At 67.1% G+C, this 11,958-nt stretch carries 12 protein-coding genes; 6 read left to right on the forward strand and 6 right to left on the reverse strand.

What is annotated here, in order from left to right; genetic code table 11:
- Window positions 1–19 precede the first annotated feature (19 nt).
- Genes ASC63_RS00195 through ASC63_RS00205 form a run of 3 tightly spaced genes read left to right on the forward strand, consistent with a single transcriptional unit; the run spans window position 20 to window position 3,047 of the window.
- Window positions 20–1,183 (forward strand): sensor histidine kinase, encoded by a 1,164-nt coding sequence (locus tag ASC63_RS00195; protein ID WP_055808623.1) that lies wholly within the window; start codon window positions 20–22, stop codon window positions 1,181–1,183.
- The gene (locus ASC63_RS00200) at window positions 1,180–2,394 is read left to right on the forward strand and encodes a hypothetical protein (RefSeq protein WP_055808625.1); all 1,215 of its coding nucleotides are present in this window, start codon (window positions 1,180–1,182) and stop codon (window positions 2,392–2,394) included. Before ASC63_RS00195 ends, ASC63_RS00200 begins: the two co-directional genes overlap by 4 nt.
- Complete coding sequence (locus tag ASC63_RS00205; protein WP_268765124.1) at window positions 2,391–3,047, forward strand: response regulator transcription factor; 657 nt, start codon at window positions 2,391–2,393, stop codon at window positions 3,045–3,047. The genes ASC63_RS00200 and ASC63_RS00205 overlap by 4 nt, the downstream gene beginning before the upstream one ends.
- A gap of 53 nt (window positions 3,048–3,100) precedes the next feature.
- Here the strand turns inward: ASC63_RS00205 and ASC63_RS00210 are convergent, their stop codons facing one another.
- The 4 genes from ASC63_RS00210 to ASC63_RS00225 all read right to left on the reverse strand — a co-directional run bounded on the left by ASC63_RS00210 (window position 3,101) and on the right by ASC63_RS00225 (window position 7,152).
- Window positions 3,101–4,357: an MFS transporter gene (locus ASC63_RS00210; RefSeq protein WP_055814517.1), complete on the reverse strand. Its 1,257-nt coding sequence runs from the start codon at window positions 4,355–4,357 to the stop codon at window positions 3,101–3,103.
- A 131-nt stretch (window positions 4,358–4,488) separates the two neighbouring features.
- Window positions 4,489–4,803 carry a thiamine-binding protein gene (locus tag ASC63_RS00215; protein WP_055808627.1) on the reverse strand — a complete coding sequence of 105 codons (315 nt, stop codon included), beginning with the start codon at window positions 4,801–4,803 and terminating at the stop codon, window positions 4,489–4,491.
- 3 nt (window positions 4,804–4,806) lie between these two features.
- The gene (locus ASC63_RS00220) at window positions 4,807–6,168 is read right to left on the reverse strand and encodes a glycosyltransferase family 87 protein (RefSeq protein ID WP_082487624.1); all 1,362 of its coding nucleotides are present in this window, start codon (window positions 6,166–6,168) and stop codon (window positions 4,807–4,809) included.
- Between the two features lie 129 nt (window positions 6,169–6,297).
- On the reverse strand, window positions 6,298–7,152 hold the full coding sequence (locus tag ASC63_RS00225; protein WP_055808631.1) for an ADP-dependent NAD(P)H-hydrate dehydratase: 855 nt from the start codon (window positions 7,150–7,152) through the stop codon (window positions 6,298–6,300).
- Window positions 7,153–7,192: 40 nt separating this feature from the next.
- Between ASC63_RS00225 and ASC63_RS00230 the strand changes: the two genes are divergently transcribed.
- Both ASC63_RS00230 and ASC63_RS00235 read left to right on the forward strand, forming a co-directional pair.
- The gene (locus ASC63_RS00230; RefSeq protein ID WP_055808633.1) at window positions 7,193–7,825 is read left to right on the forward strand and encodes an HAD family hydrolase; all 633 of its coding nucleotides are present in this window, start codon (window positions 7,193–7,195) and stop codon (window positions 7,823–7,825) included.
- 107 nt (window positions 7,826–7,932) lie between these two features.
- On the forward strand, window positions 7,933–9,009 hold the full coding sequence (locus ASC63_RS00235) for an NADH:flavin oxidoreductase/NADH oxidase (protein WP_055808635.1): 1,077 nt from the start codon (window positions 7,933–7,935) through the stop codon (window positions 9,007–9,009).
- Window positions 9,010–9,038: 29 nt separating this feature from the next.
- Here ASC63_RS00235 and ASC63_RS00240 read toward each other — a convergent pair whose 3' ends face one another.
- The gene (locus ASC63_RS00240) at window positions 9,039–10,076 is read right to left on the reverse strand and encodes a hemolysin family protein (protein WP_055808637.1); all 1,038 of its coding nucleotides are present in this window, start codon (window positions 10,074–10,076) and stop codon (window positions 9,039–9,041) included.
- Window positions 10,069–11,406, reverse strand: coding sequence for a hemolysin family protein (locus ASC63_RS00245; RefSeq protein WP_055814520.1), 1,338 nt, complete (start codon window positions 11,404–11,406; stop codon window positions 10,069–10,071). Before ASC63_RS00245 ends, ASC63_RS00240 begins: the two co-directional genes overlap by 8 nt.
- A 160-nt stretch (window positions 11,407–11,566) precedes the next feature.
- Between ASC63_RS00245 and ASC63_RS00250 the strand changes: the two genes are divergently transcribed.
- The gene (locus tag ASC63_RS00250) at window positions 11,567–11,866 is read left to right on the forward strand and encodes a hypothetical protein (protein ID WP_157487525.1); all 300 of its coding nucleotides are present in this window, start codon (window positions 11,567–11,569) and stop codon (window positions 11,864–11,866) included.
- Window positions 11,867–11,958: the final 92 nt, after the last annotated feature.

Genomic DNA, 11,958 nt, shown 5'->3' on the forward strand with positions numbered 1-11,958 from the left:
TGACTGTCGAAGGGGGCCCATGCCGCGCATCCTCAAGGAGCGTGACCGCCTTCTCGCGCAGACGGCCCGCAATGTCGGCCTCATGGCGGTACTCGCCGCGGTGCTCTGCCTGAGCCTGCCCGAATCGCTGCCGCTCGAGCTCTACCTCATTTCCGTGGCGTGCCTGCTTGGCATCGCGCTCGCACTATGGCTGCTGCCGCGGGGGCACACGGTGTCTCTGGCTCTCGTAATCGGAGTGCTTGGCGTTGTCGTGGTGCTGCTTCCGATCCTCTCGCCCCAGGGCACAAATGTTGCGGTCTTTGGTGCCATGGCCGTCGTCTCGGGCGGCTGCGTCGCATCCGTCTCTATCGTGCTTCTCGCGAGCCCGCGCTACTACGGCGTCGCAGCGCTGCTCTTCGCGGCGTCAACATTTTCGCTCGTCGTCACGCAGTTGGAGACGAAAAGCTTTCCACCCGAACCCGTTGCCCTAACTATCGCGGGGTGGCTGGTCTGCGGCATCTGTGGCGTGTGGCTGGGGCGCACGGTCACGCAAACCCTCAAACGCATCGAGAGCGCGAGCCGTGCATACAACGCGGAACGTCGCGCCACCGAGACAGAGGCGCGTCGTCGCCAGGGCGCCCGACTTCTTCACGACACGGTGCTCGCGACGTTGACGCTGCTCGCCCATTCCGGCGTCGGTGTCAGCGCGAATGCCCTGCGCGAACAGGCTGCCGAGGATGCTGCCCTGCTGCGCCAATTGCGTCTCGGGTACACACCCACACCATCCTCCTCCGGGGATTACAAGCTTCAGCCCGTGGAGGAGTCGACCCTGGGCAACACGCTGCGCTCGGTCAAGGCGCGCTTCGAACGTCTCGGCCTCGAGGTCAACTGGCATGGCACCGGGCAGGTTCTGCTGCCCAGCGAAATTCTTGACGCCTTTCTCCTCGCCCTTGCCGAATGCCTCGAGAATGTACGCAGGCACGCCCGCGTCAACGAGGCGCACGTGACCATCACCGACGACGACACCACCGTGCGGGCCATGGTGACGGATGCCGGCATCGGCTTCACGCTGGACTCCATCGACGACGAACGGCTGGGATTCACGGAGTCGATCGTGGCACGGCTTCGCGATGTCGGCGGGAACGCCCGGCTCTTCTCATCACCGGGATCGGGAACGACAGTGGTGCTGGAGGTACCGAAGTGACCATCGCCTCCGACATCAGCCGCCGTCAGACCGCCGGGCGCCTGCGCCGCCTCGGCTTCGGATTCGGTCTTGCCGCGAGCGTTCTGGTTCTGTACCAGTTCGTCAGTTTTCTGCTGCACACGGATTCGTATCCACGGCTTCCGTACAGCATCGCCGCGTGGGCACTTCTTATCGCCGGCATGGTCATCGTCTATGCCACGAACAACCGACGCGCCAGCCAGCTTCCGGCCTGGGCTCTTCCCACGGTCATCTCGATGTGGGCCGCCGCCACCACGCTCGACCTGATCGGCTGCTGGGCGAGAGGCAGTTCCGCCGCGGCGCCGGCAGCGGCCATGGCCGTCGGCGCCGGCCTTCTGCAGGTCGTCACGCACGCCCAGGCGCGCACTATCGCGGTGGCTGCGAGCCTGCTCGGGGCGGCGATCGCCATTGCCTTCGCCCTGCACGGTCTCGACAACCCGCAGCAACTCGCGCTGGCTTATCTCATGATCGGTATTGCCGTTGCCCCGTCCATCCTCGCGGTTTTCTTCGTGCGCTCGCTCGGCATCGCGGCGCAGCTGGAGCTCGACCGCGCGCAGGTGCAAAGCACCGTCTCCTCCCCCGGATTCACCCTGGGGATGCTCGCATCCGAAGAACTCGCGCGACTCGATCTGGATGCCGAACGGCTGCTGGATGAGGTGGCAACCGGCCGTGCGGCGCTGCCGTTGAGACCCGAGACCGCATCGGTCGCCGCCTCGCTGGCAACGGAATTGCGGTTGCACCTGATCGAGGGCAGGCGCGAGACCTGGTTGCACCACGCCGTCTCGGAATCCGCCTTTCTCGGCCCGGCCGTGACCGTGAGCGACTCCGACGGTCTGGCCGGCCTACTCGACTCCGAGCAGCGGGATGGCCTGCTTGCCGCGGTCTGGCTGTTGTTGAGCGACCCGCCACGGCCGGGGCAGTGCGTGAACATCGTCGTGAGTGCACGCGAACGGCAGCTGCCGCACAGCTCCCATGCGTCGGTGAGGGTGCCGATTTCGATATCCGCAACCGGTGTGCCGCGAAGGGGGGTGGACCCCGCGACGTGGCAAGCTATAAGAAAAGTCGGCAGGTACGAGGAATCTATTCGAGACTCGGTTCTGCTCATAGAGATCGAATGTGAAGTCGACAACCCCGCCGACTACGAATCGGAGCCATTGGCGCCGAATGTGAATACGACGAAGGGCAGTCCGTGAACAACGCCGCCAACCCTATCCGCATCGCCATCGTCGACGACCATAAAATGCTCCTCGGAGCATTGACTGAATGGATCCGCAGTGCCGCGGATGACATCAGCATGGTCGCCGCCGTCACGACCTGGCCGGAGTTGCTGACGCATCCGGAATTTCCCGTCGACGTCGTGCTGCTCGACCTCGACCTCAAAGACAACCTGCCCATCTCCCTCAAGATCTCCACCCTGAAGACGACGGGCGTGAACACGGTGCTCATGAGCACGTACTCGGAACCGGCCGTGGTGCGTGAGGCACTCGCCGCCGGCGCCCTCGGCTACCTGGTGAAGAGCGAAGACGCCGAGATGATCGTCGAGGCGATTCGCGCCGCAAACAAGGGCGAATCATTCATCTCCAGCGAGCTCGACCTCGCGCTCAATGCCGGTGAGGTCGGCGGCTCGCCGAAGCTCAGCGCCCAGGAGCGCCGGGTGATGGCGCTGTACGGCGCCGGCGAGCCGGTGAAGTCGGTGGCCTTCCAACTGGGCATCTCCGACGAGACCGCCAAGAGCTACCTCAAGCGCATCCGCGAGAAGTACCGCGTAGCCGGCTACGACGTCGGAACCAAGGTGGCCCTGCGTAAGCGGGCCATTCAGGACGGCATCCTGCTGCAGGGCGACTGAGCCGCAGGCATCCGCTCGATGCCGCCCGCAGGCGGACACACGACGGATGCGGCTTATACCGCGGGCACCGACAGGGTTTCCGGCCGGGTGCCCTGCAGGATCTGGCGCCGACGGCGGCGGTCGATGGAGAAGGTGACCAGAGTCAGCACGATTCCGGCGACGCTGAGTGCACCACCGACCCACACCGGCGAAAGGTAGCCGAATCCCGCGGAGATGGTAAGACCGCCCAGGAACGCACCCGAGGCGTTGGCGATGTTGAGGGCCGAGTGATTGAGTGCCGCGGCGATCGACTGGCTGTCGTGCGCCACATCCATGAGCCGCGTCTGGATGGCCGGCGAGAGCGCCGAGCACGCCGCCGCTATCACGATGAGGAAGGCGAACAGGCCCACGACGGTATGCGCGGTGAGCGCGAGCCCCACCAGCCCGATGAGGAGGGTGATGAAGAAGCCGACGAGGGTCAGCCGCAGGTTGCGGTCGGCACTCCAGCCGCCGACCACGTTGCCGATGGTCATGCCGATGCCCACGACCACGAGGACCACCGGAACCATCGCCGCACCGAGCCCCGTCACATCGGTGACGATCGGCGCGACATAGGTGTAGACGGCGAAGAAGCCGCCGAAGCCGATGGCGCCGATGCCTAAGGCCATCCAGACCTGCAGCCGACGGAATGCACGCAATTCATTGCGCATCGTTGACTGCGGGTTTCCCCGCTGCCACGGCACCAGAGCCGCAACGGCCACGAAGGTGAGTGCGAAGATCGACGCGACCACGAAATAAGCGATGCGCCATCCCTGCACCTGGCCGAGCCAGGTGATGAGCGGAACACCGATGACATTGGCGATGGTGAGGCCGGAGAGCACCAGGGCCACCCCCTGGGCCCGCCTGCCCGGCCCCATGAGAGAGGCCGCGACGAGCGAGGCGATGCCGAAATAGGCGCCGTGAGGCAGCCCACTGAGAAAACGCGCGAGAAGCAGCACGCCAAAGTTCGGGGCCAGCGCCGAGAAGACCGTGCCGACCGTGAACGCCACCAGCAGCCACAGGAGCAGCTTTTTGCGCGGCAGTCGCGCGGCCATCGCGGCAATCGTCGGTGCGCCGACGACGACCCCCAGCGCGTATGCCGAGATCGCCCATCCTGCCTGCGCGTTCGCGTCAGCGGGAGCCGCGGCGTACAGCCGGGGCAGCATGTCGGCGGCAAGGTTGGGCAGCAGCCCCATGGCCACGAACTCGGTGGCGCCGATGCCGAAGCCGCCGAGGGCGAGCGCCAGCAGCGCCAGGCGCACGCGCGCGGCGCTCAGAGCCGGGGTCGGGATCTGGCCTTGGTTGGAGGCGGCGGCTGACGACCGGCTCGACGCGGGCGTGTCACCCGCATCGGCAGGAAAAGTCACTCCCCTACGATAATCGGATCTCGCCGCAAAATCGAATCGATTCGATTACGAATCTCTTAACTCTCGCGACGGGCCTCAAGCGCGGTCTCGAGACGCTGCACCTTGCTCGTGAGCTCACCGCTGTGGCCGGGGCGGATGTCTGCCTTGAGCACGAGCGAGACCCGCGGTCCGAACGCGCCGACGGCATCCGTGGCTCGACGGATCACGTCGAAGACCTCGTCCCACTCCCCCTCGATGGTCGTGAACATCGAGTCGGTGTGATTGGGCAGTCCGGATGCCCGCACGATCTCGACGGCGGCGGCCACCGCGTCGTGCACGGAGGCATCCGGATTGTCAGCGCCCGATGGGGCGACGGAAAACGCAACGAGCATGACTTACTCCCTTTCGTGGTGCCGTACGGCGCGAGAGCGCGCAGGCTTGGATCGAACAGCGGTGAATTGAGCAGCGATGGCAAACGGCCAGACGGATGCCTTCTCGGGGGTGAGCTCGTCGTCGCGTCGCAGCGTCGGCGCACGCCACAGCGCCCAGACGGCCCAGCCGAGCAGCACGAAGAACAGCACATTGCGCACCGTGAGCACGAACACCATGGCCGGGTTCAGCATCAGAATGGCATCGTAGAGGTAGGGGTAGAACGCCTGCGTCAGCGCGGCCATGACGGCAACGAGGATCGCTGGGGTGCGAAACGCCCGACCCTGGTAGGCAAGGCCGAGTACGATCGGCGCCGCGAGCCACACCATGTATTGCGGTGAGCCCACCTTGTTGAAGGCAATCAGCGCCGTCACGAGGGCGAGCGCGAGAGGCGGCAGCACGCGCGTCATGGCCTGCTGGCGCCGTGCAGCGCGGATGCCGATGAGCATGATCGCCACGACCGCGACGGCCTGCAGCGGGCTCATGAGGGCAATGGCCGTGTTGATGCCATCACCGGTGACCTCGAAGGTGTTCAGCGGCTCGTTGTAATAGACGTAGCTGCCCTGCCGGCCCCCGATGGACTCCCACATCCAGATCAGGCTCACCGGCGCCTCCACCTGCAGTCCGCGGTCGCCCTGGGCCGTGACGAAGCTGAACACGTTCGGCCCCGCCCCGAAGGTCAGCGCCAACACCGTGAAGACGGCGCTCGTGGCCACGGCCGCGGTCACGACGCGCCACCGATGGTGAGAGGCGATGACCAGGCTGGCAAGCACCGCCGCCGGCCAGACCTTGATCCAGGTGGCGATGGTGAGCAATACCGTTGCCAGACGCGGGCGCAGCCCCAGCCAGAGCAGGCCGACCATCACGATCGGCACCGACAGCGTGTCGAGACGCGAGAGGGCTATCGGGCCGAGCAGCAGGGTGAAGGCGAGCCACCACCACGCGGCCATCGCATTGCGGCGATGCCGACCGAAGACCAACACCGCGAAGGCCGCGGCGTTCAGAAGCAGCACGAGGGTGAGCCACGAGCCCACGTAGTTCTGCGCGCCGAAGACGAGGGGGATCATGATCGGCACTATCGCGACGATCGGGTACACCCACGGGGCGTCGACGCCCATGACGAAGCCGCCCTGCGCCTGCAGCGCCCACGGGCGGTAGACCGTGGTCACGTCTCCGAGGCGCGCACCCGGCGCCATCAACGCCAGGTAGCCGACGATGAGGTGCACGAGCAGAAACCCGATCCACAGCGTTATCGGATTGACCAGCAGCGCCGCTGCCCTGGCCCGGTCTGCGGGCGCCGCAACGCGGGGAGCGGAGTCGGTCGCCATGCTCGCCATGCTATCGCCCACGACGTAACAGAATGTGTCCCTGACCTTGGCATCAGCGCGGCGAACACGAGAAGCTGTGAAGGTTCACCAGGGAGTTCCTCGCCCGATTCGCCGGCGGCCTCTGAGCCGTCACCCCGCCAGCAGCGCGGCGATCGTCGACGGAAGCGTCTCGGCAATGTCGAGGGCTGCGATCGGGCCGCCCGCGGAGGCACGATCGGCGGCAAGACCGTGCAGCGTTGCCGCTGTCGCCGCAAGAGCGGCGAGGGTCTCGGGATCGCGAGCGATGGCATCCGCGTGCGTGGCCACCAAGGCCCCCAGAATGCCGCCGAGCACATCGCCGCTGCCTGCGGTGGCGAGCCAGCTCGGCCCCGTTGACGAACTGAGGCGTCGGCCTCCGGGCGAGGCGACGAACGTTGTGTGCCCCTTGAGCAGCACCGTCACGCCGAGCGTCTCGGCGGCACGCACCGCCCAGCCGGCCGGATCCGCCGCGATCGAGGAGGCATCGACATCCGTGCCGGCACCGCCCAGCGCCACCGAAAGTTCGCGAAAGTGCGGGGTGATGACCAGCGCCCCGGATGCCTCCCCCACGAGCTCGAGCGCCCCGGCATCCAGCACGGCCGGCACGCCCTCGGCGAGCGCCGAGCGGATGCGTGCGCTCTCCCGAGAAGTGCGGCTCGCGGCGTCCATGCCGGAGCCCGCGAGCCACGCCTGTACCCGCCCGCCCGCCGTGACGATCTCGGGGCGACGCTGCATCACCAGCCGGGTCGGCGTGCCCGCACCGAGATAACGCACCATGCCCACTCCCGTGCGCACGGCCGCCTCGACGCCGAGAACGGCGGCGCCCGGAAAACGGGAGGAGCCGGTGAGCACGCCGAGAACGCCGCGCGAATATTTGTCGTCGTCAGCTGCGGGAACGGCGATCCACTTTCGCGCGTCCTCAGCGCCCCATCGCTGCCATTGCTCGGCCTGCTCCTGTGCTGTCATTCCTTCACGATAGGTTGAAACGCACACGGAAGGTACAGCTATGGGCATCAGCATTCCCGGCAAGGTCGTCGTCTTCGACTATGGCGAGGTGATCTCCGAGGCGCCGAATGCCGCAGAACGGGGCACGCTTCTCGACCTGGCGGGCGTCGCATCCGGCACGGCCGACGAAGCGGCCTTCTGGAGCGCGTACGACCGTCATCGCGACGCGCTCGATCAGGGCACGCTCGGCATCCGCGAGTACTGGGGCGGCATCGCCGACGAACTTGGGGCGCAGTTCTCTCCCGCGCTGATCCATCGGCTGTGGGTCGTCGACTTTCGCAGCTGGCTGAGCATCGATGCCGCGACGCTGGCTGTGCTCACCGATCTCGCAGAGGGCGGCACCCGGCTGGCCCTGCTCTCGAACGCCGGTCGCGACTTCGGCAGCTATTTTCGCTTCGGCGCTCTCGGCGAGCTGTTCGAGGCGGTGTTCGTGAGCGGCGAGCTGGGCATCATCAAGCCTTCCGCCGCCATCTTCGAGCTGGCCATGCGCGAACTCGGAATAACCGCAGGGCAAACGATCTTCATTGATAACAAGGAGGTCAATGTGCGCGGCGCCGAGGCGCTGGGCATCACCGGCCACGTTTTCACCGGTGCGGATGCCTTGCGGGGCTTCCTGACGCGGCTCGCAGAATAGCGGTCGGTCGCGCCGCACCGGCGCATCCGATCCCCGGCAGCACCCGTTCACGTCACACGCTTTACGTCACACGCTTTCGTCACACGCTTTCGCCATCGAGGAGTTCCATGTCCGCCCTGTTCCAGCCGCTCACGATTCGCGGAACCACCTTTCGCAACCGACTCTGGACGGCGCCGATGTGCCAGTACTCCGTGCTCGAGAAGAACGGCGTGCCCACCAATTGGCATCTCGTGCACCTCGGCTCCATCGCTCGCGGCGGAAGCGCCCTCGTGATGGCCGAGGCCACAGCCGTGAGCGCCGAGGGACGCATCTCCGACCAGGACACGGGCCTGTGGAACGACGAGCAGCGCGACGCATGGGCTCCCATCGTTGAGTTCATCCACTCGCAGGGTGCTGCGGCGGGCGTGCAGCTCGCGCACGCCGGTCGCAAGGCCTCCACGTGGCCGGGCTGGGGATTCGAGCGGCACGACACCATGCCCGTCGCCGACGGCGGCTGGCAGACGGTGTCTGCGTCGGCGGATGCCTTCACCGGCTACGACACGCCGCTCGCCCTGGACGCAGCGGGCATCGATGCCGTCGTTGCCGATTTCGAGGCCGCAGCACGGCGTGCAATTGACGCCGGATTCGACGTGATAGAACTTCACGCGGCGCACGGCTATCTGCTGCACCAGTTCCTGTCACCGCTCAGCAACCATCGCGAGGACGAGTATGGCGGCAGCCTGGAGAACCGGGCCCGCCTGCTGTTGCGTCTCGTCGCATCCGTTCGGGGCGTCATCGGCGACGACGTGCCGCTGTTCGTGCGCTTCTCGGCCACCGACTATTCCAGCGGCGGCTGGAACGAGGAGCAGACGGCCATCGTCGCCGGCTGGGCCCATGAGGCCGGCGCCGACCTGTTCGACATCTCCTCCGGCGGCAATGTGGCCGAGGCGACGATTCCGCTCGGCCCCGGATACCAGGTACCGTTCGCCGCGTACGTTCGCAACGAGGCCCACGTGCCGGTGAGCGCTGTCGGCCTGATTACCAGCCCGCAGCAGGCCGAGCAGATCGTGGCCGGCGGGCAGGCGGATGCCGTGAGTCTCGGCCGCGAACTGCTGCGTGACCCGCACTTCGCACTGCGTGCCGCTCACGAACTCGGCGCCGAGATCGAGTGGCCGCCGCAGTACGAGCGGGCGCGCCCCCGCTAGCGGCACACACGGCTGGTTGAGGAGGCGCGCTATCGGCGGCGCGTCGCATCCTGCACCTCACCGACGAGTTCTTCGATGATGTCCTCGAGAAACAACACGCCGACCGTCTCGCCTTCGGCGTCGAAGGCACGGGCCAGGTGCAGCCCCGAGCGACGCATGATGGCCAGGGCATCTTCGAGGTCGCTCTCGGCGAACACCGGCACGAGCTTGCGGATGCGTTTGGCCGGCACCGGCAGCTCGTACCCGGTGTCTTCCAGGTCGAGCACATCCTTGAGGTGCAGATAGCCGGTCGGCGCACCGGCCTCGTCGAGCGTGACGTAGCGCGAGAAACCATAACGTGTCACCTGGCGCTCGACGTCGGCTGGGGTGGCCCGCGCAGCCAGCGTCACCAGCTTGTGCACGTCGACCGCAACGTCGCGCACCTTCTTTTCGGAGAATTCGAACGCCGCAGTGAGGGCGCCGCTACGGTCGGTGAGCACGCCCTCGCGGGTGGACCGATCGACTATCGTGGCCACCTCGTCAAGGGTGAAAGTGCTTGCCGCCTCGTTCTTGGGCTGCACCCGGAACAGCCGCAGCACGCCGTTCGCCGAGGCGTTCAGGGCCACGATGACGGGCTTGACGATGCGCGCGAACCACACCAGCGGCGTGGCGAGAATGAGCGCGGCCCGGTCGGGAACCGAGAACGAGATGTTCTTGGGCACCATCTCGCCGAAGACCACGTGCAGGAACGACACCAGCAGCAGGGCAACGATGAAGGAGATGACCCCTATCGCTGCCGGCGGCAGGCCGGTGAGATTCAGCGGCGCCTCCAACAGGTGGTGAATCGCCGGCTCTGAGACGTTGAGAATCAGCAGCGAGCAGATGGTGATGCCCAGTTGCGTCGTGGCGAGCATGAGTGTCGCGTGCTCCATCGCCCACAGCGCCGTCTTCGCGCTGCGCTTGCCACGCTCGGCGAGCGGTTCGATCTGCGAGCGCCGGGCCGAGATGACGGCGAATTCGGATGCGACGAAGAAGGCGTTGACGAGCAGCAGCACGACAAGCCAGGCGATTCCTGCCCAGTCACTCATGACGCACCCCCTTGATTTCGGAGGCCGGGCCGCCGGCATCCGGGGTATCGGCATCCACGCTGGGGGTGTACCTCAGCCGGTCGATGCGCCGGCCGTCGAGGCGCTCGACGCGCAGGGTGCCGTCGCCGAGGGCCACCTCGTCACCGATCACGGGAAGGCGGCCGAGTTCGTTCATGACGAAGCCCGCGACGGTCTCATACGGGCCGTCGTCTGGAACGGCGACGCCGGCGCGATCGGCGAGCTCGTCGGGGCGCAGCATGCCCGGAAAGGTCATGGAGTCCCGGCCGCGCACGACGCCGGCGCGGCTGCGGTCGTGTTCGTCGGCCACCTCGCCCACGAGTTCCTCGACGAGGTCTTCGAGCGTGGCGACGCCCGAGGTGCCGCCGTATTCGTCTATCACGACGGCCATCTGGTAGCCGCGGCCGCGCAGCTCGCCCAGAAGCGTGTCGAGCGGCATCGTCTCGGGCACGCGCAGCGCCTCGGTCTGCAGTGCGGAGACCGGCACGCTCGCGCGGCGATCACGGGGAACGGCGATGGCCTGCTTGACATGCACGACGCCCACGACATCGTCGACGTCCTCATCCACGACGGGAAAACGGGAGTAGCCGGTTCGTCTGGCCAGGTCGATCACGGTCTGCGCGGGCTCGCCGCGTTTGACGCTGGTCACGCGCGGCCGGGGCGTCATGACATCGGATGCGTCGTGCCCGGCGAACTGCAGGGTGCGGTCCAGGAGCGTGGCGGTATCGGCCTCGAGCAGGCCCGCGCTGGCGGATCGGCGCACCAGGGAAGAGAGTTCCTCGGCGGTGCGCGCCCCGGAGAGCTCCTCTTTCGGCTCAATACCGAGGAGGCGCAGAACGCCGTTGGCGCTGCCGTTGAGCACGGCCACGGTTGGCCGGAAGACGAGAGTAAAGACGGTCTGGAACGGGATGGCGAGCTTCGCCGTTGCCAGGGGCAGCGCCAGCGCGAAGTTCTTGGGTACCAGCTCACCGATGATCATGGAGACCAGGGTGGCGATGACGATGGCTGCCGTCGTTGCCACGACCGGAATCGCGTCGACGGGCAGGCCTGCCGCGCGCAGCGGCGGTGAAAGCAGGGTGCCGATGGCCGGCTCCATGGTGTAGCCGGTGAGCAGCGTGGTCAGGGTGATGCCGAGTTGCGCGCTGGAGAGGTGGGTCGAGGTGATCTTGAGCGCGGCGATGGTCATGCCCAGCCGGGTTTCGCCGCGGTCGCGCCGAGCCTCGAGGTCTGCGCGGTCGAGGTTGACCAGGGAGAACTCGGATGCGACGAAGAGCCCGGTTCCGACGGTCAGAACGAGGCCGACGCCAAGCATGAGCCACTCAAAGAGCACAGCGACCGTCCCGCACGTGGGCCGGGGAGGCTTCGGACGCTTCCGGGGCTAACGATCTATGGGCAGGTGGGGGGTCGTCCATTGTGGCGCCAGTATACCGGCGCACCCTGTGCGTGCGCCGCTGCCAGTCGCGCGTTCCCCCGTGGCCGTGCGGCTTGCCGGGGTGATGAGCGCGTCGAGTACAGACGTTTGCGGCTTCTGCTCGGCGCGGGCCGCCATCACCCAGGAATCGTCTCTCATGTCGACGCCGCGCAGACCGCGACGAGAGGGCCGTCTCGGCGGATTCGTCAACGCCGCTCGCGAGAACCTCGACGATTCGCCGACGGACCGGTTCGCCCAGAAGTTCAAAGGGATGCATGACCTCGACGGTACGGTGCCCACCGTGGCCGCACCGCTACGCAGCACCAATCTGTGGACAATGCAGACGATCGCTCGACGGTGAAGGAGCAGCGCCTCTTTCTCTTCGGGTCAATTGACTGCCAACTCACGAGCGGCCGAGCCGGACGCCGACCCACGACCCACGCGCGCTCCTAG

Origin of the sequence: Leifsonia sp. Root112D2 (genome assembly GCF_001424905.1) — a bacterium.
GTDB lineage: Bacteria > Actinomycetota > Actinomycetes > Actinomycetales > Microbacteriaceae > Root112D2.